Annotated in this window: 23 protein-coding genes and 1 tRNA gene; 20 read left to right on the top strand and 4 right to left on the bottom strand. The window is 72.3% G+C overall.

Translation table 11 applies throughout. The features are described 5' to 3' along the window. Positions 1–14 precede the first annotated feature (14 nt). Positions 15–614: a 5-formyltetrahydrofolate cyclo-ligase gene (locus tag ACWC5C_RS11760; RefSeq protein ID WP_450875278.1), complete on the bottom strand. Its 600-nt coding sequence runs from the start codon at positions 612–614 to the stop codon at positions 15–17. Between the two features lie 73 nt (positions 615–687). Here ACWC5C_RS11760 and galU point away from each other — a divergent pair, with 73 nt between their 5' ends. The 9 genes from galU to ACWC5C_RS11715 all read left to right on the top strand — a co-directional run bounded on the left by galU (position 688) and on the right by ACWC5C_RS11715 (position 8,280). Then, on the top strand, positions 688–1,590 hold the full coding sequence (gene galU / locus ACWC5C_RS11755; RefSeq protein ID WP_450875277.1) for a UTP--glucose-1-phosphate uridylyltransferase GalU: 903 nt from the start codon (positions 688–690) through the stop codon (positions 1,588–1,590). A 4-nt stretch (positions 1,591–1,594) separates the two neighbouring features. Beyond that, positions 1,595–2,929: a molybdotransferase-like divisome protein Glp gene (gene glp, locus ACWC5C_RS11750; RefSeq protein WP_450875276.1), complete on the top strand. Its 1,335-nt coding sequence runs from the start codon at positions 1,595–1,597 to the stop codon at positions 2,927–2,929. A 62-nt stretch (positions 2,930–2,991) separates the two neighbouring features. Beyond that, positions 2,992–3,474: a cyclic pyranopterin monophosphate synthase MoaC gene (gene moaC / locus ACWC5C_RS11745; RefSeq protein WP_385444405.1), complete on the top strand. Its 483-nt coding sequence runs from the start codon at positions 2,992–2,994 to the stop codon at positions 3,472–3,474. Next, positions 3,471–4,079, top strand: a complete 609-nt coding sequence (locus ACWC5C_RS11740) for a MogA/MoaB family molybdenum cofactor biosynthesis protein (RefSeq protein ID WP_450875275.1) — start codon at positions 3,471–3,473, stop codon at positions 4,077–4,079. The genes moaC and ACWC5C_RS11740 overlap by 4 nt, the downstream gene beginning before the upstream one ends. Continuing rightward, positions 4,076–4,699 (top strand): GNAT family N-acetyltransferase, encoded by a 624-nt coding sequence (locus ACWC5C_RS11735; protein ID WP_450875551.1) that lies wholly within the window; start codon positions 4,076–4,078, stop codon positions 4,697–4,699. Before ACWC5C_RS11740 ends, ACWC5C_RS11735 begins: the two co-directional genes overlap by 4 nt. Before the next feature lie 142 nt (positions 4,700–4,841). Continuing rightward, positions 4,842–6,023, top strand: coding sequence for a divisome protein SepX/GlpR (gene sepX / locus ACWC5C_RS11730; protein WP_450875274.1), 1,182 nt, complete (start codon positions 4,842–4,844; stop codon positions 6,021–6,023). A 75-nt stretch (positions 6,024–6,098) separates the two neighbouring features. Then, positions 6,099–6,172: transfer RNA gene (locus tag ACWC5C_RS11725), tRNA-Ala, on the top strand. Positions 6,173–6,238: 66 nt separating this feature from the next. Next, positions 6,239–6,907, top strand: coding sequence for a LysE family translocator (locus ACWC5C_RS11720; RefSeq protein ID WP_450875273.1), 669 nt, complete (start codon positions 6,239–6,241; stop codon positions 6,905–6,907). A 209-nt stretch (positions 6,908–7,116) separates the two neighbouring features. Then, on the top strand, positions 7,117–8,280 hold the full coding sequence (locus ACWC5C_RS11715) for a trypsin-like serine peptidase (protein WP_450875272.1): 1,164 nt from the start codon (positions 7,117–7,119) through the stop codon (positions 8,278–8,280). 75 nt (positions 8,281–8,355) lie between these two features. Here ACWC5C_RS11715 and ACWC5C_RS11710 read toward each other — a convergent pair whose 3' ends face one another. Then, positions 8,356–8,904: a GNAT family N-acetyltransferase gene (locus tag ACWC5C_RS11710; protein ID WP_450875271.1), complete on the bottom strand. Its 549-nt coding sequence runs from the start codon at positions 8,902–8,904 to the stop codon at positions 8,356–8,358. Between the two features lie 64 nt (positions 8,905–8,968). On the opposite strand from ACWC5C_RS11710, the gene ACWC5C_RS11705 reads away from it, so the two are divergent. After that, a complete protein-coding gene (locus ACWC5C_RS11705) occupies positions 8,969–9,772 on the top strand; it encodes an exodeoxyribonuclease III (protein WP_450875270.1) in 804 nt (267 codons plus the stop codon). Here ACWC5C_RS11705 and ACWC5C_RS11700 read toward each other — a convergent pair. After that, positions 9,766–10,524: a MerR family transcriptional regulator gene (locus ACWC5C_RS11700; protein ID WP_450875269.1), complete on the bottom strand. Its 759-nt coding sequence runs from the start codon at positions 10,522–10,524 to the stop codon at positions 9,766–9,768. The genes ACWC5C_RS11705 and ACWC5C_RS11700 overlap by 7 nt on opposite strands. A gap of 153 nt (positions 10,525–10,677) precedes the next feature. Between ACWC5C_RS11700 and ACWC5C_RS11695 the strand changes: the two genes are divergently transcribed. The 4 genes from ACWC5C_RS11695 (at position 10,678) to ACWC5C_RS11680 (ending at position 14,468) form a co-directional block, all read left to right on the top strand. Further along, positions 10,678–12,204, top strand: a complete 1,527-nt coding sequence (locus ACWC5C_RS11695; protein ID WP_450875268.1) for a flavin-containing monooxygenase — start codon at positions 10,678–10,680, stop codon at positions 12,202–12,204. After that, positions 12,201–13,172 (top strand): alpha/beta fold hydrolase, encoded by a 972-nt coding sequence (locus ACWC5C_RS11690; RefSeq protein ID WP_450875267.1) that lies wholly within the window; start codon positions 12,201–12,203, stop codon positions 13,170–13,172. Before ACWC5C_RS11695 ends, ACWC5C_RS11690 begins: the two co-directional genes overlap by 4 nt. Next, positions 13,169–14,074 carry an SDR family oxidoreductase gene (locus ACWC5C_RS11685; RefSeq protein ID WP_450875266.1) on the top strand — a complete coding sequence of 302 codons (906 nt, stop codon included), beginning with the start codon at positions 13,169–13,171 and terminating at the stop codon, positions 14,072–14,074. Before ACWC5C_RS11690 ends, ACWC5C_RS11685 begins: the two co-directional genes overlap by 4 nt. Before the next feature lie 121 nt (positions 14,075–14,195). Further along, positions 14,196–14,468, top strand: a complete 273-nt coding sequence (locus tag ACWC5C_RS11680; protein WP_450875265.1) for a hypothetical protein — start codon at positions 14,196–14,198, stop codon at positions 14,466–14,468. 164 nt (positions 14,469–14,632) lie between these two features. Here the strand turns inward: ACWC5C_RS11680 and ACWC5C_RS11675 are convergent, their stop codons facing one another. After that, positions 14,633–17,983, bottom strand: a complete 3,351-nt coding sequence (locus tag ACWC5C_RS11675; RefSeq protein WP_450875264.1) for a S41 family peptidase — start codon at positions 17,981–17,983, stop codon at positions 14,633–14,635. A gap of 148 nt (positions 17,984–18,131) precedes the next feature. Here ACWC5C_RS11675 and ACWC5C_RS11670 point away from each other — a divergent pair, with 148 nt between their 5' ends. The 6 genes from ACWC5C_RS11670 (at position 18,132) to ACWC5C_RS11645 (ending at position 25,230) form a co-directional block, all read left to right on the top strand. Next, positions 18,132–18,701 carry a TetR/AcrR family transcriptional regulator gene (locus ACWC5C_RS11670; RefSeq protein WP_450875550.1) on the top strand — a complete coding sequence of 190 codons (570 nt, stop codon included), beginning with the start codon at positions 18,132–18,134 and terminating at the stop codon, positions 18,699–18,701. Between the two features lie 126 nt (positions 18,702–18,827). Next, positions 18,828–21,092: an MMPL family transporter gene (locus tag ACWC5C_RS11665; RefSeq protein ID WP_450875263.1), complete on the top strand. Its 2,265-nt coding sequence runs from the start codon at positions 18,828–18,830 to the stop codon at positions 21,090–21,092. 165 nt (positions 21,093–21,257) lie between these two features. Then, entirely contained in the window at positions 21,258–22,421 is a 1,164-nt protein-coding gene (locus tag ACWC5C_RS11660) for an energy-coupling factor ABC transporter permease (protein ID WP_450875262.1), read from the top strand. A gap of 1 nt (position 22,422) precedes the next feature. Continuing rightward, positions 22,423–23,187 carry a cobalt ECF transporter T component CbiQ gene (cbiQ, locus tag ACWC5C_RS11655; RefSeq protein ID WP_450875261.1) on the top strand — a complete coding sequence of 255 codons (765 nt, stop codon included), beginning with the start codon at positions 22,423–22,425 and terminating at the stop codon, positions 23,185–23,187. Continuing rightward, the gene (locus ACWC5C_RS11650; protein WP_450875260.1) at positions 23,184–23,951 is read left to right on the top strand and encodes an energy-coupling factor ABC transporter ATP-binding protein; all 768 of its coding nucleotides are present in this window, start codon (positions 23,184–23,186) and stop codon (positions 23,949–23,951) included. Before cbiQ ends, ACWC5C_RS11650 begins: the two co-directional genes overlap by 4 nt. 55 nt (positions 23,952–24,006) lie before the next feature. Next, positions 24,007–25,230 (top strand): serine hydrolase domain-containing protein, encoded by a 1,224-nt coding sequence (locus tag ACWC5C_RS11645; RefSeq protein ID WP_450875259.1) that lies wholly within the window; start codon positions 24,007–24,009, stop codon positions 25,228–25,230. Positions 25,231–25,355 lie beyond the last annotated feature (125 nt).

Here is a 25,355-nt window from a genome sequence, read left to right as displayed (position 1 = left end):
TCGCCGGTCGGGGCTCAGGTGAAGCGGTGCGCCCCCGACGGCGTCACCGCCGCGTGCACCGGCCGGTCGTGGGGTTCCTCCGGGATCGCGTCCAGCAGCTCGCCGTCGTACAGCAGCACCACCAGCGCGGGGTCGGCCCCGGCCCGCGCCAGCCGGGCCAGCACCCGGTCGTACGAACCGCCGCCGCGCCCCAGCCGCATACCGCGCCGGTCCACCGCGAGCCCCGGCAGCAGGACCGCGTCCGCCCGGGTGACCGCCTCCGGGCCCAGCCGCGGCCCGCCGGGCTCCAGCAGCCCCCGTCCGGCGCGCACCAGCCCGTCCGGGCCCTCGTCCGCGCCCCAGTCGAGGTCGTTGTCCGGCAACAGGACGGGGAGCAGCACCCGTACGCCCCGCGCGCGCAGCGCGTCCCGCAGCGCGCGCGTACCGGGCTCGCGCCCCACCGAGACATAGGCCGCCACGGTGTCCGCCCGGGCCAGCTCCGGCAGCTCCAGCGCGCGACACGCCAGGGAGGCCCCGGCCGCCTCGATGTCATCTGCGGTCAACCCGGACCTCACCGTCAGGAGACGTCTCCGCAACGTGGGCTTATTAGCGTCGGGGGTGCTCACTGAGTGCACATACTTCCTGTCTCATGTCATATTCACCGTATCCTCATCAATTGCCTAAAAGGCACCGGATAAGGTTCGGGACATGACTCAATCGCGTACTCGGATCAGCAAGGCTGTCATCCCTGCCGCGGGGCTCGGAACCCGCTTCCTCCCGGCCACCAAGGCCACCCCGAAGGAGATGCTGCCGGTCGTCGACAAGCCGGCGATCCAGTACGTCGTCGAGGAAGCCGTCACCGCCGGCCTGTCCGACGTTCTTATGATCACCGGTCGCAACAAGCGGCCCCTGGAAGACCACTTCGACCGCAACTACGAGCTCGAAGAGGCTCTGACGCGCAAGGGCGACGAGACCCGCCTCGCTCGCGTCCAGGAGTCCAGCGACCTGGCGACCATGCACTACGTCCGGCAGGGTGATCCCCGGGGCCTCGGCCACGCCGTGCTGTGCGCCGCCCCGCACGTAGGTGACCAGCCCTTTGCCGTCCTCCTCGGCGACGACCTCATTGATGCCCGCGACCCGCTTCTGGCCCGGATGGTCGAGGTACAGGAGCAGCACGGCGGCAGCGTCATCGCCCTGATGGAGGTGGACCCCGCGCAGATCCACCTCTATGGCTGCGCCGCCGTGAAGCCCACCCTGGACGAGGGCGTCGTCCAGGTCACCGGACTGGTCGAGAAGCCCGACCGGGCCGACGCGCCCAGCGCGTACGCGGTCATCGGCCGCTATGTGCTGGACCCGGCCGTCTTCGACGTGCTGCGCCGCACCGAGCCCGGCCGCGGCGGCGAGATCCAGCTGACCGACGCGCTCCAGGCGCTCGCCTCGGATCCGGACCTCGGGGGCCCGGTGCACGGCGTCGTCTTCAAGGGCCGGCGGTACGACACAGGCGACCGTGGCGACTATCTGCGTGCCATTGTCAGACTCGCGTGCGAACGTGAGGACCTGGGCCCGGACTTCCGGGAATGGCTTCGCAGTTACGTCACCGAGGAGATGTAGCACTTTGAGCAGCACCGCGGCACGGGCCGCCGATCAGGGCACGGACGAGGGCCGGGAGCGTCACCGGGTCTGGTCGGTGGCCGAGCACCTCGACGACATCCTCGGGCACATCCACCCGCTGGACCCCATCGAGCTGCAGCTGCTGGACGCCCTGGGCTGCGTCCTGGTCGAGGACGTCACCGTGCCCGCCGCCCTCCCACCCTTCGACAACAGCTCGATGGACGGCTATGCCGTCCGCACGGCCGACGTCGGGGCGGCGACGGGCGAGCATCCCGCGGTGCTGACGGTCGTCGGGGACATCGCGGCGGGCAGCGGCGAGCTGCCCGCCGTCGGCCCCGGTGAGGCCGCCCGGATCATGACCGGCGCCCCGCTGCCGCCCGGCGGCCAGGCCGTCGTCCCGGTCGAGTGGACCGATGGCGGACTGGACGACGGTCCGGTCAGCGGCATGCCCGCCCGCAGCTCGGATCCGCACGGCGGCAGCGGCCTGGTGCGGGTCTTCCGGCCGGTCCGGGACGGGCAGCATGTGCGCACCCGGGGCAGCGACGCGGGGGCGGGAGAGCTGGCGCTGAGCGCCGGTACGGTCCTCGGGGCGGCACAGATCGGGCTGCTCGCCGCCATCGGCCGGGCCACGGTCAGGGTCCGTCCGCGGCCCCGCGTCGTGGTGCTGTCCACCGGCAGCGAGCTGGTCCAGCCCGGTGAGGAGACCGGGCCCGGCCGCATCTACGACTCCAACAGCTACCAGCTCACCGCCGCCGCCCAGGAGGCCGGGGCGATCGCCTACCGGGTGGGCGCGGTCGCCGACGACGCCGGGACGCTGCGCTCCACCGTCGAGGACCAGCTGAGCCGCGCCGACATCGTCGTCACCAGCGGCGGAGTCAGCGTCGGCGCGTACGACGTGGTCAAGGAGGCGATGCACGAGGTCGAGTTTCGGACCGTCGGCATGCAGCCCGGCAAGCCCCAGGGCTTCGGGCGGGTCGGCTCCGACCGGACTCCGCTACTCGCCCTCCCCGGCAATCCGGTCAGCTCGTACGTCTCCTTCGAGCTGTTCGTGCGGCCGGTGATCCGCACCATGCTGGGCGCGGGGCTAGTCCACCGCACCACCGTGCGGGCCGTCTGCCCGGAAGGCATCGCGTCCTCGCCGGAGGGCCGTCGCCAGTTCCTGCGGGGCTGGTACGAGCCGTCGGCGACGCCGGGCGAGCCGGGCACGGTCGCCCCGGTGGGCGGTGCCGGATCGCATCTGATCAAGGCTCTCGCCCGGGCCAACGCGCTGCTCGTGATCCCCGAGGACGTGGCCGAGGTGGAGCCCGGGACCGAGGTGGACGTCGTCCTTCTCGCCTAGCCGGGGTCTACGGCGGGTACGGTGTCGTCGCACAGAGCCACCTGGCCCGGACCGGGAGAACGATGAGCAGCGCCCAGGACCACCTCACCCATCTCGACCCGGCAGGCGCGGCGCGTATGGTCGACGTCTCGGCCAAGGACGTCACCGCGCGCACCGCCCGCGCGAGCGGCCGTGTGCTCGTCGCGCCGCGCGTCGTCGAACTGCTCCGGGGCGAGGGCGTCCCCAAGGGTGACGCCCTCGCGACCGCCCGGATCGCGGGCATCATGGGCGCCAAACGCACCCCGGACCTGATCCCGCTGTGCCATCCGCTCGCCGTGTCGGGCGTGAAGGTCGACCTCACGGTCGCCGACGACGCGGTCGAGATCACCGCGACCGTGAAGACCACCGACCGTACGGGCGTCGAGATGGAGGCCCTGACGGCGGTCTCGGTCGCCGCCCTGACGGTGATCGACATGGTCAAGGCCGTCGACAAGGGCGCGGTCATCACCGACGTACGGGTGGAGGAGAAGACGGGCGGCAAGTCCGGCGACTGGAGCCGGGAATGAGCGCCCCCACCACCCCTGCCGGTCCTGGCGCCCCTGACAGGGCGTCGCGGTACCGCGCCCTGGTCGTCACGGCCTCCAACCGCGCCGCCGCCGGGGTCTACCCGGACAAGGGCGGTCCGCTGATCGCCGAGGGGCTGACCGCGCTCGGCTTCGCGGTCGACGGCCCGCGCGTGGTGCCCGACGGCGACCCGGTGGAGGCCACGCTGCGGGAAGCGGTGGCCGCCTCGTACGACGTCGTCGTGTCCACCGGCGGCACCGGGCTCACCCCGATGGACCGCACCCCCGAGGCCACCCGCCGGGTGCTGGACTACGAGATCCCCGGCATCGCGGAGGCCATCCGCGCCGAAGGGCTCGCCAAGGTGCCCACCGCCGCGCTCTCCCGGGGGCTGGCCGGGGTCGCGGGCACGACCCTGATCGTCAACCTGCCCGGCTCGACCGGAGGCGTCCGCGACGGCCTCGCGGTGCTCGGGCGGCTCCTGGTGCACGCGGTCGACCAGATCCACGGCGGCGACCACCCCCGACCCGCCGAACCCGCCGAACCCGCCGAACCCGCCGAACCCGCCGATGCAGCCGATGCCGCCGGTCCCGCCGGGAGCGCGAGCTGAACGCGCCCTGGCCGGTCGTGCTGGCGGATGGTGACACGGTCCTGCGCCCCATAAAGCTGCGCGACCAGCGCGTCTGGCGCGAGGTCAACCAGCGCAACCGGGATTGGCTGCGGCCCTGGGAGGCGACCATCCCGCCGCCCGCGCCCGGTGGCCCCCTCACCCAGCGGCCCACCTACCGGCAGATGGTGCGCCATCTGCGCGCCGAGGCGCATGCCGGGCGGATGCTGCCGTTCGTCATCGAGCATCAGGGGCGACTGGCCGGGCAGTTGACGGTCGCCGGGATCACCTGGGGCTCGATGTGCTCGGGCCATGTCGGCTACTGGGTCGACCAGGCGGTGGCCGGGCGCGGCGTCATGCCGACCGCGGTCGCGCTCGCCGCCGACCACTGCTTCCGCACTGTCGGACTGCACCGCATCGAGGTGTGCATCCGGCCGGAGAACCTGCCGAGCCGCCGGGTGGTGGAGAAACTGGGATTCCGCGAGGAGGGGCTGCGGCCGCGCTATCTGCACATCGACGGCGCGTGGCGCGACCACCTGGTCTTCGCGCTCACCGTGGAGGAGCTGTCGGAGGGACTGCTCACCCGGTGGCACCGGACCCGACCAGGGGCATCGCAGAAATAAAAACTCTGTTCGATTACATTGGGCCCATTCCCAGCCTGGTCATCCCAACAATCACAAAAAACTTTCGAGATATCAGCCAGATCGTGCGACACACCGCGCCAATTGGCAGATGGCCTCATGCGGACCCCTCTACCGTGTGAGCGTGAGTAGCAGTGGCCTCATCTACGCAGTCATCGTCGGGGCCTGGGCCGCCTATTTGGTGCCGATGTGGCTCCGTAGGCAGGACGAGCTCAATGAGGCCCGTCCGACGGAACGCTTCAGCACGGCCATCCGGCTGCTGTCCGGACGGGCGGGCATGGAGCGCCGTTACGCCAAGGGGCTGGAGGACCGAGAGCGCCCGGGGACCCCGGACGACCTGGCGGCACGTGCCGCCCAGGAGACGGACGCCCCCGATGCCGGGGGTCGCTCCGCCGACCCGGAACGCTACTCAGCCGACCCGGAAGCCGTCACCGACGCGGTCGATGTCCGGGCCTTCGCCGAGCCCGTGACTCTGCTCGCGCCCGCTCCCGGCGGCCCGGACGCGCCGCAGGCGGACGCCGGGGCCGCGGCCCCGGCCGCCTCGGCTGCCCCGGCGGCCTCCGCCGTGGCCAGCGCGCTGGAGCGCGGGCGGCGCGCGCGGGTGCTTGCGCGCCGTCGCCGCACCACCGTGATCCTCTTCGTCGCCTTCACCGTCGGCGCGGTCGTCGCGGCGGTCGGCGGTCTCGCCTTCCTGTGGGCCCCGGCCATTCCGGCCATACTGCTCAGCGCGTACATCGCCTATCTGCGCGCCCAGGAGCGCCGCCGCTTCACCTTCACCATGGACCAGCGCCGCGCCGAGCAGGCCGCGCAGCGCCTCCGGGAGCGCCGCCCGCGCAGCCACCCGCCCGCCGACGGCCCCTCCGCCGACGACCGTCCCGCCGAGCCGCCCGTCCCCGCCGAGGCCGAGCCCGCCGGTGTCCCGTCCGCCTCCCCGCACGCGGCCGGGCGCCGCGCCCTGGTCGAACAGACCGACCACGCGGAGTGGGTGGACCAGGAGCGCGAGCGCGAGCGCGGCCCGGCCGCCGGGGAGGGCTGGGATCCGGTGCCGGTCCCGCTGCCGACGTACGTCACGGCGCCCGTCGCCCCCCGCGCGACCGGCAGCGTCGACCTCGCCGCCCCCGACGCCTGGAGCTCCGCCCGCTCCAGCACCGTCGACCGAGCCCCGGCCCAGGACCCGGCACCGCGCGCCGAGCCCGACCCCGGCCAGGGCTCCACGGCCCCGTCCCGCACCCCCCGGGAGCGCGGCCGCACCCCCCTCTTCGACCAGTACGCGGACGAGGACCGGCCCCGCGCCGCCAACGAGTGACGCGCACTCCATTGACCAGCGGGGAACGGATTTCCAAGCACCCCGCAGGGGATGCTAGAGTTTCACTCGTTGCAAGGGCCTGTGGCGCAGACTGGTAGCGCACCTCGTTCGCATCGAGGGGGTCAGGGGTTCAAATCCCCTCAGGTCCACCGCAGCTCGAAGCCCCCGCCGGGAAACTGGCGGGGGCTTTGCTTGTGAGGGGTTAATCTCCGGGCATGCTCACTTCAGCTCTTGCCTTCGCGGGTGTTGCCGCGCTTATCAATGTCACTCCGGGGCTCGACACCCTGCTCGTGCTGCGCACGTCGGTGTCCCAGGGGCGGAACGCCGGGCTGGCCGCGTCGGTCGGGATTCTCGCCGGGTGTCTGGTGTGGGGGTTCGCGACGGCGGTCGGGCTTACGGCGCTGCTCACGGCTTCGCGTGTGGCGTACGACACGCTGCGGGTCGCGGGGGCGGTGTATCTGGTGTGGCTGGGGGCTTCGGCGCTGTGGCGGTCGCGTCGGGGGGCGGTGACGGAGGCGGAAGGGGAGCCGGAACCGGTGGGTCCGGGGGCGGTGGACGGAACGGAGTCGCGGGGGCGGTGGGCGGCGTTCCGCGCGGGGGTGGGGACCAATCTGCTCAACCCCAAGGCGGGGGTCTTCTATATGAGCCTGATTCCCCAGTTCACCCCGGACGGCGCCTCGGTGTTCACCGCGACCTTGGTGTTCACCGCGATCGACATCGTCGAGCTGGCGCTCTGGTACTGGGTGGTCTCCGGTGCCGCGTCCGCGCTGAGCGACCGGATCCGGCGGCCCGCGTTCCGGCGCCGGATGGAGCAGGTGAGTGGGGTGGCGTTCTTCGGGTTCGCGGCGAACCTCCTGGTGGAGGGCGGGCGTAAGACGGCGTGATGTGGCCCTGGTGGCGCCGTCCTGACGGGGCGTCCGATGTCAGGGAATCGTGCTGACACCGTTCTTGTTGTGTGCGGGCCGTGAGACGGGTGATGGCCCTGGCGAGAGGCACCGGCATAGTGGGGGCGTCCTGGAAAGGATGTGGCGCGAAAGCGCCGCTGCAGAACTCCGCACAGCAGAACAACAGCAGCACAGGGGGATAAGGCGCCATGCCACTCATACGCCGTTCCACGGCGGCGGCCGCCGCCGTGGCCGCACTGCTCTTGGTCACTGCCTCGGCCTGCGGGTCGAGTGAGGACAAGGCCGGTTCCGAGTCGAGTGAGACGTCCGCGGCCGGTCAGCCGGGCGACAACGGGCTCAAGCTGCCGGAGGGCGTTCCGACGAGTCTGGACGACCTGAAGGAGTGGAAGGAGGGCGGGTGGAAGAACTGGGACAAGTGGGCGCGCGACGCGTCAGATTTCGCCAATCCCGTCATCAAGAACTTCTGGCAGCCGTCCCGGATGTCCAAGGCGAAGGACTCGCCCAACACGCTCTCCACGCAGAGCGCGGGCGAGGGCCAGGCCGCGACCGATCCGGAGCCGCCCGCCGTACCGGCCAAGCAGGTCTCGCGGCCGTACCACCAGAACATGGCGCCGGTCGGGAAGGTGTTCTTCGACAGCCCCGAGGGGCCGATGGTGTGCTCGGGCACGGTCGTCGAGGACCCGGCGCACCCCGGCAAGTCGAACCTGGTGTGGACCGCTGGCCACTGTGTGCACTCCGGCAAGAAGGGCGGCTGGATGCGCAACATCGTGTTCGTGCCGTCGTACAACGACGACGGGCTGCCCGCCGCCAAGGCGGAGACCGCGGCCCAGCGTGAGGTCACCCCGTACGGCGTGTGGTGGGCCGACTGGTCGCAGACCTCGTCCCAGTGGATCGACACAGGCGGCAAGACCGGCAACGTGGGCTCCACGTACGACTTCGCGGTGCTGCACGTGAAGCCGGAGAACAGCGGCGGCAAGTCGCTGCAGGAGACGGTCGGGGCCGCCGTGCCGGTGTGGTTCGGGGCGCCGTCGGCCAACAAGGTCAGCTCGATCGGGGCGTACGGCTACCCGGCCGCACCGCCCTACGACGGAGCGAAGATGTTCAACTGCACCAGCAGGCCCGGCCGGTTGTCGTTCACGCCGACCACGCCGACCATGTACCGCATCGGCTGCTCGATGACAGGCGGTACCTCCGGCGGCGGCTGGTTCGTCAACCGGGGCGGAAAGACGGTGCTGGTGTCGAACAGCTCGATCAGTTCGAACGAGCACACCTGGCTCGCCGGTCCGCACCTGGGGGCCGAGGCGAAGGGCGTGTTCGGCGCGATGAGCAAGAAGTTCGCCAGCAAGGGCTGAGGCCCGGTCGGCGTGTGGCGGAACCCGCTCCGGGGGCGGAGCGGGTTCCGCCCTTCCGTTTATCCGCTCATCCGTTTATCCATGCGGTGAAGACGCGTCACATGGGCTCGACTGGTCCATCTGGTGCACGGCGGCGTCGTCAGAGAGTGCCAGCGGCTTGCCGAAGCAGCGGCTCAGCTCTTCGAAGCGGTACAGCCCGAACTTCTTCACCAGCTCATAGCCCGATGAGGTGTACAGCGCGATCGCCTCGGGCTGCTTGAGGCCGGTCTCCAGCACCATACGGGTGCGCCCCGCCGCCCGGGCGCTGTCCTCCAGCGCCGCCAGGATCAGGCGGGCCAGGCCGCGTCCGCGCGCCTCCTGTATGACGAACATCCGCTTCAGCTCGGCGTCCCCGTCCTCGTACCCCTCGTCGTTCCGATCCTGGCTGCGCCAGCCGCCGGTGGCCACGGGGCGGCCGGTCTCGTCGTAGGCGATCAGGTAGAGGCCGTGGGGCGGGTCGAATTGGGTCGCGTCCAAGGGGGTCATGTCCCCCTCGTCGTCGTAGCGCTCGGCGTACTCCGCCTGCACCTCGTCGTTGAGCCGCACCGCGTCGGGGTGATCAAAGCGAACCGCTCGGATATTCATGCGCTGGATCGTACTTCTATGCGACTGGGGCGGCATCGGAATTTCCATGTCGTATCGTGCCGTAGTGCTCTCCGTGACGACCGTGAATGTGAACGGGCTGCGTGCCGCCGCCAAGAAGGGCTTCGTGTCCTGGCTGGACGGTACCGCGGCCGATGTGGTGTGCCTCCAGGAGGTGCGCGCCGAGCCGCGCGAACTGCCCGAGGCCGTGCGCGAGCCGGACGGGTGGCATGTGGTGCACGCCCCGGCGGCGGCCAAGGGCCGGGCGGGGGTGTCGGTGTACGCGCGGCGCGAGCTGGAGGGCGTACGGGTCGGCTTCGGCTCCTCCGAGTTCGACGGCAGCGGCCGCTATGTGGAGGTCGATCTGCCGGGCGTGACGGTCGGCAGCCTGTATCTGCCCTCCGGGGAGGTCGGCACCGAGCGGCAGGACGAGAAGGAACGCTTCATGGCGGAGTTCCTTCCGTACCTCAAGGAGCTGCGCGAGCGGGCGGCGGCCGACGGGCGCGAGGCGCTGGTGTGCGGCGACTGGAACATCGCCCACCGGGAGGTCGACCTGAAGAACTGGAAGGCCAACCGGAAGAAGTCCGGGTTCCTGCCGGAGGAGCGCGCGTGGCTGTCGCGCGTCTTCGAGGAGGCGGGGTACGTGGACGTGGTGCGCGCGCTGCACCCGGACGTCGACGGTCCGTACTCCTGGTGGTCGTACCGGGGCAGGGCCTTCGACAACGACGCGGGCTGGCGCATCGACTACGAGGTGGCCACCCCTGGGCTCGCCGGTCGGGCGCTGAAGGCGGTCGTGGAGCGGGCTCCGGCGTACGACCAGCGGTGGAGCGACCACGCCCCGGTGACGGTCACCTACGGCGCCGCTCACTGATCCGGCGGCGGGCGCCCGGCGTCGTCCGCGTGCTCGCCCGCCCGTTCCTCCAGGCCCGCCCGCAGCCGGCGGTCCATAGCCATCGACAGCTCGGCGTCCACGACGCTTTTCGCGAGCGGCCGCAGCCGCTCCACGGTCTCGCCGATCTCCTCGCCGCGCTTCCGGGCGTCCGCCAGCACATGGCTGATCAGCAGGGTGGCGAAGGTCTCGGCGATGGCGTCCACATGCTCCCGGACCTCGCGCCCGGCCGCGAGGACGGCCGCCAGCGGGATGCCCTGGTCGACCAGGGCGCGCGAGGTGTCCAGCAGGCGGCGGCTGATGTGCACGATGTCGTCGCCGTCGACCGCGAGATAGCCGATGTCGAGTGAGACGGTGAGGTTCTCCGCCGTGGCCTCGCTGTCGAAGTAGTCGGCGAGCGCCTGCGGGGTGAGCCGGACCGGGGTCTCCTCGGACCAGGACGGAAGGGCGCCGTCCAGCCCCAGCAGTTCGCCGACGTCCCGCCGCCCGCTCTCGAACGCGGCTATCAACTCGGCGATCCCGCCCAGGGTGTGGCCGCGCTCCAGCAGGGCGGTGATGGTCCGCAGCCGGGCCAGGTGGTGGTCGTTGTACCAGGCGATACGGCCTTCCCGGCGGGGTGGCGGGATCAGTTTGCGCTCGCGGTAGAAGCGCAGGGTACGTACGGTGATCCCGGCCTTCTCCGCCAGTTCCGTCACCCGGTACTCGCGTGCCTGGTCCGCTTCGCTCGTCGCCACAGCAGCAGCCTATGTCGAGGGCGGTGGGGTGTGACCGCCGGTAACTGAGTTATCCACAGCCCCTACCGCTCGCCGGATCCCTGTCTTACGCTCCCATCGTGCCAGTGAACGCTGGCACGGTTTCGAGCAGTTCGAGCGGCGGGAGGCGGCGGCATGGCGGCTGGGCTGACGCGTGAGCACGTGCGGGTGGCGGTGATCGGGTCCGGATTCGGGGGCCTGGGCGCGGCGGTGAGGCTGCGCCGCGCGGGCATCACCGACTTCGTGGTCCTGGAGCGGGCCGGTGCGGTCGGTGGGACCTGGCGGGACAACAGCTATCCGGGCTGTGCCTGCGATGTCCCGTCCCATCTCTACTCCTTCTCCTTCGCCCCCAATCCCGACTGGCCGCGCACCTTCTCCGGGCGGCGGCACATCCACGCCTATCTGGAGCGGGTCGCCGACACCTTCGGGCTGCGGCCGCATCTGCGCTTCGACGCCGAGGTGCTCGCCCTGCGCTGGGACGGCGCGGCGCTGCACTGGGAGATCGAGACCGCGCGCGGGCCGCTGACCGCCGATGTCGTGGTGAGCGCGACCGGCCCGCTCTCCGATCCGAAGATCCCGGATATCCCGGGGCTCGACGGTTTCCCCGGCAAGGTCTTCCACTCCGCGCGCTGGGACCACGGCTATGACCTGCGCGGCAAGCGGGTCGCGATGGTCGGCACCGGCGCCTCGGCCATCCAGATCGTGCCCGAGATCCAGAAGGAGGTGCGCAGGCTCACCCTCTTCCAGCGCACCCCGCCCTGGGTGCTGCCGCGCATGGACCGCCGGATCACCGGCGCCGAGCGCTGGCTGCACAGCAGGCTGCCGGTGTCCGGGGCGCTGCGGCGCGGGCTGCTGTGGGGGATCCGGGAGTTGCAGGTCGGGGCGTTCACCAAGCGGCCGTCCGAGCTGGGATTCGTGGAGCGGCTGGCCGGGGCGCATATGCGGCGGGCCGTCAAGGACCCGGTGCTGCGGGCCAGGCTGACCCCGCGCTACCGCATCGGCTGCAAGCGCATCCTGCTGTCGAACGATTACTACCCGGCGCTCGCCAAGCCGCATGTGGAGGTGGTCGGCGGGCTCAAGGAGATCCGCGGCACCACGCTGGTCGGCTCGGACGGCACCGAGACCGAGGCGGACGCGATCATCTTCGGGACGGGATTCCATGTCACCGACATCCCCATCGCCGAGCGTGTGACCGGGGCGAGGGGCACCACCCTCGCGGAGGAGTGGAAGGGCGGCATGGAGGCGCTGCGCGGCGCCAGCGCGGCGGGCTTCCCCAACTTCCTGACGATCATCGGGCCCAATACGGGGCTCGGCAACAGCTCGATGATCCTCATGATCGAGGCCCAGCTCAGCTATCTGACCGACTATCTGCGGCAGTTGGACGGCCTCGGCGGCAAGGTCGCGCTGGACGCCCGGCCATCGGCGGTCCGCGTCTACAACGACATGATCCAGGAGAGGATGAAGCGCACGGTGTGGAATTCGGGCGGCTGCGACAGCTGGTATCTGGACGACAACGGCCGCAATACGACCCTGTGGCCGGGCTCCACCGGCGAATTCACCAGGGCCACCCGGCACGTGCGGCTCGCGGAGTACGACGTGCTGCGGCAGCGGCCCGGAGCCGGTCAGGGCGCCGAGGCGGCCGCGGGGAGGGGATCGCGGTGAGGCGCACTCCTTATGCCGCCTCAGGGCCGTACGCCCCGCCCGGCGGCGCGCACGAGCTGGCCGTCACCTCGGCGGACGGCGCCCGGCTGCACGTGGAGCTGTACGGGCCCGCCGACCCCGCCGCTCCCGCCGTCGTCCTGGTGCACGGCTGGACCTGCTCGACCGCCTTCTGGGCACCGGTCCTGCGCGAACTGGCCGCCGACCACCGGGTGATCGTGTACGACCAGCGCGGCCATGGCCGCAGCACCGCCCCCGGACCCGGCGGCTACCGGACGGACACGCTCGCCGACGACCTGGAAGCGGTCCTGGAGCAGACCCTGGAGCCGGGCCGCCGGGCCGTGGTCGTGGGCCACTCCATGGGCGGGATGACGGTGATGGCCGCCGCCGGGCGCCCGGCGCTGCGCGAGCGTGCCGCCGCCGTGGTGCTGTGCAGCACCGGCGCCTCCCGGCTGGTCGAGCGGGCGCGCGTGGTGCCGCTGCGCTCCGAGCGGGCACGGGCGCGGATCCATCGCGCGATCCTCGGCGCGCGCGTCCCCATGGGGCCGGTCACGCCCGTCGCCAAGCGCCTGCTGCGGTACGGGACGATGGGCCCCGGCGCCGCGCCCGCCATGGTGGAGGCGTGCGCGCGGATCGTGCACGCTTGCCCCCGCGTCGTGCGGGCAGGGTGGGCGCATGTCATGAGCGACCTCGACCTGGACGCCCGCGTCGGCCTGCTGACCATGCCCGCCGCCGTCATCGTCGGCACCGCCGACCGGCTGACCCCGCCCGAGCACGCCCACGCCATCGCGGCCGCGCTGCCACAGTGCACCGGCCTCACCGAGCTGCCGGGCCTCGGCCATATGACCCCCGTGGAGGACTCCGGGGCGGTGAGCCGGGTGATCCGCCGCCTCGCCGCGGAATACGGGGCGGCTGCACGGGACACCGCCACCGGCCACGCCCCCCACCCGGTCGAGGAGCGGACGACATGAGCGCGCGCAGGAGTCTGGAGGGCCGGGTCGCGGTGGTGACCGGCGCGGCGCGGGGAGTCGGCGAGCTGCTGGCCCGCACCCTGTCCGCGCGCGGCGCCAGGGTGGCGCTGGTGGGTCTGGAACCGGAGGAGCTGAAGCGGGTGTCGGGGCGGCTGCCCACCGACTCCGATCACTGGTACGCCGATGTGACCGACTCGGACGCGATGACCCGGGTCGCGGAGGAAGTGGTGGCGCGGTTCGGCGCGGTCGACATCGTCTGCGCCAACGCCGGGGTGGCCACCGGCGGTCCGTTCCTCGACACCGATGAGACGGCCTGGCGGCGGGTCGTGGAGGTCAATCTGCTGGGCAGCGTCACCACGGCCCGCGCGTTCCTGCCCGCGCTGATCGCCAGCCGTGGCCATCTGCTGCAGATCGCCTCGCTCGCCGCGCTCGCGCCCGCGCCGATGATGACCGCGTACTGCGCGTCCAAGGCGGGGGTCGAGGCCTTCGCGCACTGTCTGCGCGCCGAGGTGGGCCACCGGGGCGTCACGGTCGGCGTCGGCTATCTCAGCTGGACCGACACCGACATGGTGCGCGGCGCCGACCGGGACGAGGTGATGCGCGAGTTGCGGTCGCGGATGCCGTGGCCCGCGGGGCGTACGTATCCGCTGGGCCCGGCCGTGGAGCGGCTCGTCGCGGGGATCGAACGCCGCTCGGCCCATGTGTACGCGCAGTGGTGGCTGCGCGGGATGCAGCCCATACGCGGCTATCTGCCCGCGCTGATCGGGGCGGTGGGGCGGCGTGAGATGCGCCGGGCCGAACCCCGGCTGGCGGCCACCCGCGAGCAGCGCGGCCATCTCGTGGGCGAGGGCGGCGCGGCGGACGAGCGGGCGCGCACCGCCCGTACGCAGCGTTACCGGTAACCCTCTGTCAACCATGCTGACCTGGGAATTCGATAGATGTGGTCGATCGAAATGCGGAGTATGTCCCTGCGTGTAACTCTGGTCGGGCCCGATCCCTTTCACCCGATGAGGAGTGACGCAGATGGGGAAGGACGAGTTCAGCGAGAAGGCCCAGCAGGCCAAGCGCAAGGCGCAGGGCCAGCAGGGCCAGCAGACCCAGCGCGGTCAGCAGGGTCAGCGAGGCCAGCAGGCGCAGGAGGCCCAGCGAGGCGAGCGAGGCCAGCGGGGCCAGGAGCAGCGCCGCGACCAGGACCGGCCCGAAAGCCGGGAGCAGGCCGAGCGCATGGGCCGGGAGCGCCGTCAGCAGGGCATGAGCGACGAGAGGCGGGACCAGGAGCCGTTCGAGGAGATGTAAGTCGTCTCGTCGGCAGGTTCCTTGGCGGGCCCGTCGGCGGGTCTCTCGCCGAAGGGCTCGCGGAGAGTGTGCGCGAGGGGGCGCATCCGTCAGGGGATGCGCCCCCGGCACGCAGGCGGGCCGCACTTATCTCATGGCTCAGCTCAGGCGCTCAGCTCATCCGCTCAATTCTCGCCCCGCGGGGGGAGTTTCGGGCGTCGCCGGTCCGGGACCTGCCCGTAGCCCGGCGGGGCCGCGGCCGGATGCCGCTCCAGCAGTTCCAGCGCCGTCCGCACGGCGACCCCCAGCTGCGGGTAGCGGCCCTCCGCCCAGTCCAGCGGGGATCGGGGCGCCGGGATGTCCGGCTCCACACCATGGTTCTCGACCCCCCAGCCGAAGGCGTCGAACCAGGCGGCGTTCATCGGCACCGTGATCGCCGTACCGTCGCCGAGCGGATGGCGGCCGGTCATGCCGACCACGCCGCCCCAGGTCCGCAGTCCCACCACCGGGCCGATGCCCTGGATCTTGAAGGCCGCGGTGATCATGTCGCCGTCGGAGGAGGTCGCCTCGTCCGCGACCGCGACGATCGGCCCGCGCGGCGCGTTGCTGGTGTACGACACCGGCTGGGCGTTGCGCGTGAGGTCCCAGCCCATCACGGTGCGGGTCAGCTTCTCGACCACCAGCTCGCTGATGTTGCCGCCCGCGTTCCCCCGGACGTCCACGATCAGCGCGGGGAACGACACCTCCCGGCGCAGATCCCGGTTGAACTGCGCCCAGCCGGAGCCGCCCATGTCCGGGATGTGCAGGTAGCCGCACCGCCCGTCGCTCAACTCCCGTACCACCGCCCGCCGCCTGGCCACCCAGTCCTGGTAGCGCAGCGGCCGTTCGTCGATCAGCGGGACGACCGCGGCCCGGCGCGGCGGGCCTTCGCCGTCAGGGGAGGCGAAGGTCAGCTCGACCGTGGTGCCGCCCGCCGCGGTCAGCAGCGGATAGGGACCGGCCACCGGGTCCACCGGGCGGCCGTCGACATGGGTGAGCCGGGCGCCTTCGCGGATGCCGGAGCCCGCCAGCGGCGAGCGCGCCCGGGAATCGGAGGACTCGCCGGGCAGGATGCGGGACACCTGCCACGCCCCGTCCTCGGCGCGCGTGAGGTCGGCGCCGAGCAGTCCGATGGGGCGCTGGTAGTGGGCCGGGCCCTCGTTGCGGCGCGCGGCGCTCACATACGCGTGCGAGGTGCCCAGTTCGCCCAGGACCTCGCGCAGCAGATCGGCGAACTCGTCGGGGGAGGCGACCCGTTCGACCAGCGGCCGGTACTGGTCGAGCACCCCGTCCCAGTCGACGCCGCACATGCCCGGCTCCCAGAAATAGGCGCGGGTGATGCGGCCCGCCTCCGCGTACGCCTGCCGCCACTCGGCCGCCGGGTCCACGGTGTGCTGGATGCGCCGCATGTCGATCTGGACCGTGGAGTCGCTGTCGCCCGACTCGGTGGCGGGCACCGCCCGCAGATCGTCGTCGTCGACGACCACGAGCCGGGAGCCGTCGCCGCTGACCCGGAACCAGTCCAGCTCACTGGTGAGTTCGGTGCGCTTGGCCTTGGCCAGGTCGAAGTGTTCGAGGGTGGGGCGGTCGGAGGTGTCGGCGGGGTTGGCGAACGTCTCGCCGAGCGCACCCGAGATCGGCCAGCGCAGCCACACCAGACCGCCGCCGCTGACCGGCCACAGAGAGGAGTACTTGGAGGCGGCCACCGGGAAGACGGTGACCCGGCTGGACAGCCCCTCCACCTCGACGGTCACCGTGCCGTCGCCCTCCCCGCCCCCGGCGTCGTCGTCCGGGTCGAGTCCGCCCGCCGCCGGGCGGCCCTCGGGGGAGAGCGCGAAGGGCGACGGCGTGGCGGAGGACAGCGGTACGAGATACGGGCGGCAGCCGAGCGGGAAGGAGAGGTCACCGGTGTGCACGTCGTAGACGGGGTCGAAGCCGCGCCAGGAAAGGAAGGCGAGATAGCGGCCGTCGCTGGTGAAGACCGGTTCCTCGTCCTCGAACCGCCCGCTGGTCACGTCCACTATGGTCCGGTCAGCCAGCCGCGCGATCTTGATGGAGCGCAGGGTGCGGCCGATGCCCGGGTGGGACCAGGCGAGCCAGGCCGAGTCGGGTGAGAAGGCGAGGTCGGCGACCGGGCCGTTGAGCGACCGGACCAGCTCGGTGACCTCGCCGTTCCCGTCCGCGGAGGTGTCCACGAGCAGCAGCCGGCCGTCGTTGGCGGCGACGGCGAGCTGGTCGCCGTCGGGCGAGGGTTCCATCTCGTGCACTCGGCCCAGGCCGCCCGCGGCCAGCCGCCGCGGCTCGCCGGTCTCGCTCGCCCGTGGCAGATAGGCGATCTCGATCGCGTCCTCGCCCTCCGCGTCCGTCACATAGGCGACCCGGCCGCTGGAGCCCAGGATCTCGGGCGTCCGCACCCGGACGCCGGGGGTGTCGGCGAGGGTGCGGGCGGGGCCGTCGCGATGGGTGAGCCAGTACAGGCTGCCGCGTACGCACACCGCGCTGGCCCGGCCGGTGGTGTCCACGGACAGCGAGTCGACATGGGAGGCGGCGGGCACCTGGTAGGGCCGCCGACCGGTCCGCGCGCCGCCGAGCCGCACCCGCAGCCGGCGGGGTTCGGTGTCCGGGCCGAGGTCGTCCACCAGCCACAGTTCGCCCGCGCACTGGTAGACGACGCGGCTGCCGTCGGTCGAGGCGTGGCGGGCGTAGAAGTCGTCGTGGTCGGTGTGGCGGCGCAGACCGGTGCCGTCGGGCAGACAGGAGTAGAGATTGCCGACGCCCTCGTGGTCGGAGAGGAAGGCGACGCGGCCGCCGACCACCATGACCGAGTCCAGGTGGCCGTCGAGTTCGGGCAGCAGCCGGACGCCGCCGAGCCACAGCCGGCCGGTCGCGCCGCCCCGGTAGCGCTTCCAGCTGGCGGGCTCGTGCGGCGGCTTGCCGGTGAGCAGCAGGGTGCGCCGGTCGCCGCCCTGCCCGGAGGAGGTGCCCGTGGCGTCGGAAGTGCTGGCGGTGGCGGCGAGGTCGGCTACGGCGATGTCGGCCACCGGCCCCCAGGGCAGTCGGCTGCCGGGGCTGCCGTCGGTGGGCAGGCTGTAGGCCCAGGAGAAGTGCGAGAACGGCTGGCCGTGCGAGGACACGGCGAGGATGTGGGTGGCGCCGTCCCGGTCGGGCGGCGTCCAGCCGCAGACCCGGGCGTCCTCGCTGCCCCAGTAGGTCAGTCTCCGGGCGGGGCCGCCGTCCACGGGGGCGAGATGGATCTCCGGGTCGAGGCTGCGCCAGTTCGTGTAGGCGATCTGGGAGCCGTCGGGGGAGAAGCGGGGGTGGCCCACCCGGGTGCGGTCGACGGTCAGCCGCCAGGCCCGCCCGGGGGGTTCGCCCCGTGCGGTCAGCGGGGCGACCCAGAGATCGTCCTCGGCGACGAAGCACAGCAAGTCGCCGTGCAGATGCGGAAATCGCAGATAGGCGCGGTCGGTATCGCTGGTTTCCCTCACCTCATCCATGGTTTCGGCCCTGGTCCGGCAAAGCAACTCCAATCTGTGACGCATACCACGAGCGAAACGGCTTGGTTTCGCTAAAAGGGCGGCGGATGCGGTCGTATGCTTGAACGAGTACGAAACCGTTTCGTTCGGGAAGGGGGATGTCATGACGCTGCGCCGCAGCAGGCTGTCCCCCGAGCGGGAGGGTGAGCTGTACGAGGCCGTGGTCGAGCTTCTCGGGGAGGTCGGTTACGACGCGCTGACCATGGACGCCGTCGCCGCGCGCACGCACTCCAGCAAGGCCACGCTCTACCGCCAGTGGAAGAGCAAACCGCAGCTGGTGGCCTCCGCGCTGCGGCACACCAAGCCCGTTTCGCTCCTGGATATCGACACCGGATCGCTGCGCGGCGACCTGCACGAGATCGTGCGGTGTGCCGACGGCGCCCCGGCGCGCGACGCGGCCCTGATGAGGGGGCTGGCCCAGGCCGTCCACACCCATCCGGACCTTCACCAGGCCCTCCGGGAGCTGCTGATCTATCCCGAGATGTCCGCGCTCGACGTACTGCTGCGGCGGGCCGTCGACCGGGGGGAAGTGGCTCCGGACAGACCCGCCCTGGGTTACGTCGTGCACATGATGTGCGGCGCCCTCGTCGCCCGGTCGCTGATCGACGGCGAAGAGCCGGATGTCGCCTACCTCAGCGAATACGTCGACGCCGTGGTCCTCCCCGCCCTCGGCCTCTGAGTCTCCCCACCCCGCACCACCCCATACGTACCCGGCCGGCGCGCCGCTCTCGTCGCCGGTCCGGTCGCCCACACCTGCCAGCAGTGACCCAGCAGTGACACCGACTCGACGGGAGCACCTCTCCTCGTGGCCACGTTCCTCTACAAACTCGGTCGATTCGCCTTCCGGCGACGCCGGTTCGTCGCCCTCATATGGGTGGCGCTCCTGGCCGTCGCCGGAGTCGGCGCCGCGACCGCCTCGCCGCCCGCCAACGACAGCTTCTCCATCCCGGGGACCGAGGCCCAGAAGGCCTTCGACCTCCTGGAGAAGCGTTTCCCCGGTGGTAACGCCGACGGCGCCACCGCCCGGGTGGTCTTCCGCGCGCCCCAGGGCGAGAAGATGACCGACCCGGACAACAAGGCCGTGGTCACGAAGACCGTCGCCGACCTCAAGGCCAGCTCTCCGCAGGTCGCCTCGGTCGCCGACCCGTACCAGGCCCGCGCCGTCTCCAAGGACGGCTCCACCGCGTACATCCTGACCAGCTACAAGGTCAACGCCATGGAGCTGGAGGAGACCGCCAAGGACGGCCTGACGGAGGCCGGGGAGAAGGCGCAGAAGTCGGATCTCACGGTGGCGATCGGCGGTGACGCGCTCCAGGAGATACCCGAGACGGGCTCCACCGAGGTCATCGGCATCGTGATCTCCGCGATCGTGCTCGCCATCACCTTCGGCTCGCTGGTGGCCGCCGGAATGCCGCTGCTGACCGCGCTCATCGGCGTCGGCATCGGCATCTCCGGGATCACCGCGCTCGCCACCCCCCTCGGGCTGTCCACGACCACGTCGACGCTGGCGATGATGATCGGCCTCGCGGTCGGCATCGACTACGCGCTCTTCATCGTCTCCCGCTACCGCGCCGAACTGGCCGAGGGCCGGGAGCGCGAGGAGGCCGCCGGGCGGGCCGTGGGCACCGCGGGCTCCGCGGTGGTGTTCGCCGGGCTCACCGTCGTCATCGCGCTGGTCGGCCTCGCGGTCGTCAACATCCCGATGCTGTCCAAGATGGGCTTCGCGGCGGCGGGCACGGTGGTCATCGCCGTCCTCATCGCGATCAGCCTCATCCCCGCGCTGCTGGGCTTCGCGGGCAAGCGGGTGTACGGGCGCAAGGCGCGCGAGCGGATGGCCGCCGCGTCGGCCGCCGCCGCGGAGGGCGAGCAGGCGGAGGAGAAGCCCAACATGGGCACCCGCTGGGCCCGGTTCGTGCTGCGCCGCCCGGTGGCGGTCCTGCTGCTCGGCGTGCTCGGCCTCGGCGCCGCCGCGGTGCCCGCGCTCAGCCTGGAGCTGGGGCTGCCGGACGACGGTTCGCAGCCGGTCAGCAGCCAGAAGCGGCAGGCGTACGACATGATCTCCGACGGCTTCGGCCCGGGCTTCAACGGCCCGCTGATGGTGGTCGCCGACACCAAGGGCAGCGACGACCCCAAGGCCGCCGTGAACAAGGTGACCAAGACGATCGCCGGTATCGACGGCGTCGCGGCCGTCACCCCGGCGACGTTCAACAAGGCCGGCGACACCGCGATGCTCACCGTCGTGCCGAAGTACAAGCCGAGCAGCGTCGACACCGAGAAGGTCGTCGCCGACATCCGGGACGAGGCGGGCTCCTTCACGTCGGACACCGGCGCCGAGGTGCTGGTGACCGGACAGACGGCGATGAACATCGACATCTCGCAGAAGCTGAACGACGCGCTGGTGCCGTACCTGGCACTCGTCGTCGGGCTGGCCTTCCTGCTGCTGATGATCGTCTTCCGGTCCATCCTCGTCCCGCTCAAGGCGGCGCTCGGCTTCCTGCTGTCCGTCGTCGCGGCGCTCGGCGCGGTGGTCGCGGTCTTCCAGTGGGGCTGGGCGGCGGAGCTGTTCGGCGTCGAGGAGACCGGCCCGATCATGAGCATGATGCCGATCTTCATGATCGGTGTGGTGTTCGGGCTCGCCATGGACTACGAGGTCTTCCTGGTGACCCGGATGCGGGAGGCGTACATCCACGGCGAGCGCCCCGGCCAGGCCGTCGTCACCGGCTTCCGGCACGGCGCCCGGGTGGTCTCCGCGGCCGCCGTCATCATGATCAGCGTCTTCGCGGGGTTCATCGGCTCGTCCGAGGCGATGGTGAAGATGATCGGCTTCGGCCTGGCCACCGCGGTCCTCTTCGACGCCTTCGTGGTCCGCATGGCCATCGTCCCGGCGGTGCTGGGGCTGCTCGGCAAGTCCGCGTGGTGGCTGCCGCGCTGGCTCGACAAGGCGCTGTCGAACGTGGACGTCGAGGGTGAGGGGCTGCGCGAGCAGCTCGAAAAGGACACCCCGGGGCAGGGATCGCACGTCAAGGACGTCAAGGACTCCGACAAGGACCCGGAGCTGAGCCGGGTGTGAGCCGGTCGTAAGACGGCCGCAATTCGGCCAACGCACGCCCCGGCGGCGGCTCTTCCCTCGCGGAAGGGTCGCCGCCGGGGCTTTCGCGTGGCAGGCGCTCTTGCGAACGATGTGCAGGTAGGTCACCATCGACCGGATACCCGCAGCTCAGGAGCGGAGCCCCGCATGCATGTCCCCGATGGATTCATCGACGCCCCGGTGTCGGTGGCGACCGGTGCCGTCGCCGCCGCCGCGGTCGCGGTCAGCCTGCGCGGTGCGCGGCGTGAACTCGACGAGCAGGCCGCGCCGCTGGCCGGTCTGGTCGCGGCGTTCATCTTCGCCGTCCAGATGCTGAACTTCCCCGTCGCCGCCGGCACCAGCGGCCATCTGCTCGGCGGGGCGCTGGCCGCGATCCTCGTCGGCCCCTACACGGGCGTGCTGTGCGTCTCCGTGGTGCTGCTCATGCAGGCTGTCCTGTTCGCGGACGGCGGCCTCACCGCGCTCGGCGTCAACATCACGGACATGGCGGTGGTCACCACGGTCGTGGCCTACGGGATCTTCCGCGCCATCCTGAAGATCGCCCCGAACCGGCGCCGCACGGTCACCGTCGCGTCCTTCGTGGCCGCCCTGATATCGGTCCCGGCCGCCGCCATCGCCTTCACCGGGCTCTACGCGCTGGGCGGCACGGCGGACGTCGCGATCGGCAAGGTCTTCACCGCGATGGTCGGCGTGCATGTGCTGATCGGCATCGGCGAGGCGGCCATCACGGCCCTGACGGTCGGCGCCGTGATGGCCGTACGGCCGGATCTCGTCCACGGCGCGCGGGACGTGGCCGTGCGCCGTCTGGAACTGCGTACGGGTGCTCCGGTGAGCACCCCGGGGTCCGCAGCACCCGCCGGGTCCGCAGCACCCGCCGGGTCCGCAGCACCCGCCGGGTCCGCGGCCCCCGCCGGGGCCGCGCCCGCCACCGCCCGTACGGTCACGGCGGCGCCCGCCGCCAACGACGCGGAGGCCCCCGCGCCTGCCGCACCGCGCCGCTCCGCGCGTCGCGTGTGGGCGGTCGGGCTCGGGGCCGCGCTGCTGTGCGCGGGCGTCGTGAGCTTCTACGCCTCCGCCAGCCCGGACGGACTGGAGAAGGTCGCCGCCGACAAGGGCATCGACAAGAAGACCGAGGACCACGCAGTCAAGGACTCCCCGCTCGCCGACTACGGCGTCAAGGACATCTCCAACGCCCGGCTCTCCGGCGGCCTCGCCGGGGTGATCGGGGTCGGCGCGACGCTCGCCGTGGGCACCGGGGTCTTCGTCGTCGTACGGCGCCGCCGGGCCGGGGCCGACGCCGAGGCGGGCTGAGATGGGCGCGGGACACGCGCATACGCTCTACCGGGCGGGCCGCTCCCCGGTGCACGCCCTGCCCCCGCACTGCAAGATCGCCGCCGTCTTCTGCTTCGTCCTCGTCGTCGTCGCGACGCCCCGCGAGGCGCTGTGGGCGTTCGGCCTGTACGCCGTGCTGCTGGCCGGGGTGGCGGCGACGGCCCGTATCCCGGCCGGGTTCCTGCTGAAGCGGTTGCTGATCGAGATCCCGTTCGTGACGTTCGCCCTGCTGATGCCGTTCGTCGCGGAGGGCGCGCGGGTGGACATGCTCGGGCTGTCGCTCAGCCAGTCCGGGCTGTGGGGCGCCTGGAACATCCTGGCCAAGGGCACGCTCGGGGTCGCGGCGTCCGTCATCCTGGCGTCCACGACCGAGCTGCGCGCGCTGCTGCTGGGGCTGCAGCGGCTGCGGCTGCCACCGCTGCTGGTGCAGATCGCGTCGTTCATGATCCGCTACGGGGACGTCATCACCGACGAGATGCGCCGGATGCGGATCGCCCGCCGCTCGCGAGGGTTCGAGGCGCGCGGGGTGCGGCAGTGGGGCGTGCTCGCGAAGTCCGCCGGGGCGCTGTTCATCCGGTCCTACGAGCGCGGCGAACGGGTCCATCTGGCGATGCTCAGCCGCGGCTACACGGGCACGATGCCGGTGATCGACGAGGTGACCGCGTCCCGTGCACAGTGGAGTTACGCCGCAGCACTACCGCTGACCGCTCTCGCGGTCTGCCTGACCGGATGGATGCTCGTATGACCGGCCCCGACGCCACCCCGCCCTCGCTCCAGGTGTCCGGCCTCGCCTACGCCTACCCCGACGGCCATCAGGCGCTCTTTGGCGTCGAGCTGACCGTGGCGCGCGGGGAGCGGGTGGCGCTGCTCGGCCCCAACGGGGCGGGCAAGACCACGCTGGTGCTGCATCTGAACGGCATCCTGGAGGCGGGCGCCGGATCGGTCACGGTCGCCGGGCTGCCCGTGGCGAAGCGGAACCTGGCCGAGATCCGCCGCCGGGTGGGCATCGTCTTCCAGGACCCGGACGACCAGCTGTTCATGCCGACCGTGCGGGAGGACGTGGCGTTCGGCCCGGCCGCTGCCGGGATGCGCGGCGCGGAGCTGGCGGAGCGGGTGCACCGGGCGCTGGACCGGGTGGGGATGGCGGAGTTCGCGGACCGGCCGCCGCACCATCTGTCGTTCGGGCAGCGGCGGCGGGTGGCGGTCGCGACCGTGCTGGCGATGGAGCCGGAGATCCTCGTCCTGGACGAGCCGTCCTCCAACCTCGACCCGGCCTCGCGCCGTGAACTCGCCGACATCCTGCGCTCCCTGGACGTCACCGTGCTGATGGTCACCCACGACCTGCCGTACGCGCTGGAGCTGTGCCCGAGGTCCGTGGTGCTCAGCGGGGGAGTGATCGCGGCCGATGGGGGTACGCAGGAATTGCTGTGCGACCAGGAGCTGATGCGGGAGCACCGGCTGGAACTGCCCTTCGGCTTCGATCCGCGCTCGGTGAAGGCCCCGGTCTGACGTCCCGGCCGGGCACGTTGCACCATAAGGACGACAGCACGGTCGGATCAGCAGGGTGGGAGTCGGATCAGTGGTGGACGTCCAGGGCACGGTGGCCGACGGATTCGAACCGGTCCGGGACGCCTTCGCGGCGAACTTCGCGAAGCGCGGTGAGCGCGGCGCGGCCCTGGTCCTCTACCGGGACGGCGAGAAGGCCGTCGACCTGTGGGGCGGTACGCGGGACCCCGGCCAGGAGGGCGACGGCGAGCCGTGGGCCCAGGACACCGCGCAGGTCGTCCGCTCCGTCACCAAGGGCGTCGCCTCCGCCGTACCGCTGCTGCTCCACCAGCGCGGCCAGCTCGACCTGGACGGCCGGGTCGGCACGTACTGGCCCGAGTTCAAGGAGAACGGCAAGGAACGGGTGCTGGTGCGGCATCTGCTCGCCCACCGCGCCGGGCTGCCCGCCCTCGACACCCCGCTGACCCCGGCCGAGGCCATCGACGGCATATCCGGGCCGCGGGCCGTCGCCGCCCAGCACCCCGACTGGGAGCCCGGCACGGCCCACGGCTATCACGCCCAGACCTACAGCTGGCTGCTGAGCGAGCTGGTGAAGCGCGTCACCGGGCGCACCATCGGCCGCTGGATCGCGGAGGAGATCGCCCGGCCGCTCGCCCTGGACCTGTGGCTCGGGCTGCCCGAGGACCAGTTGCACCGGACCGGCCGGATCGAGCGGGTGGAGGCCCCGGCGGCGCCTGCCGGGCAGGGGCTGCGGCTGCGGCCCAAGCGGTCGGTGGCCGAGGCGTACGCCGACCCGGAGTCGCTGACCCGGCGGGCGTTCGGCGCGATCAGCCCGGCGCCCGACGAGAACGATCCCGCGTACCTCGCCGCCGGGCTGCCCGCCTCCGGCGGGGTCGCCACCGCCGACGCGCTGGCCCGCTTCTACGCGGCGCTGATCGGCCCGCTGCCGTCGGCGCGCACGGCCCGCGCGGGCGGCCGCCTCTTCGCCCCGGCGACGCTGACCCTGGCGCGTACGGAGGAGTCGGCCGGGCCGGACCGGGTGCTGGTGGTCGGGACCCGCTTCGGGCTCGGCTACATGCTGCACGGCCCGGCCTGCCCGCTGCTGGGCCCGGGGTCCTTCGGCCACCCGGGGCGGGGCGGTTCGCTCGCCTTCGCCGATCCGGGGGCGCGGATCGGCTTCGCGTACGTCACCAACGGCATGCAGCGCGGCGTCACCGCGGACCCGCGGGCGCAGGCCCTGGTGCGCGCCGTAAGGACGGCGCTGGCGGCCCAGGAGGCGTAGCCAGGAGGCGTAGCCCGGAGGCTTAGCGCGCTGTTCGCGCGCCCCTTCGTGCCTTCACGCGCCCTCTCGCACACGCACACGCCGGGTCCGTGGGGCCAAGGGGCCCTGTCGCGTGGTTCCGGCCC

The sequence above is a fragment of the Streptomyces sp. NPDC001700 genome (assembly GCF_053596435.1).
This window is presented reverse-complemented; position numbering and strand designations above follow the sequence as displayed.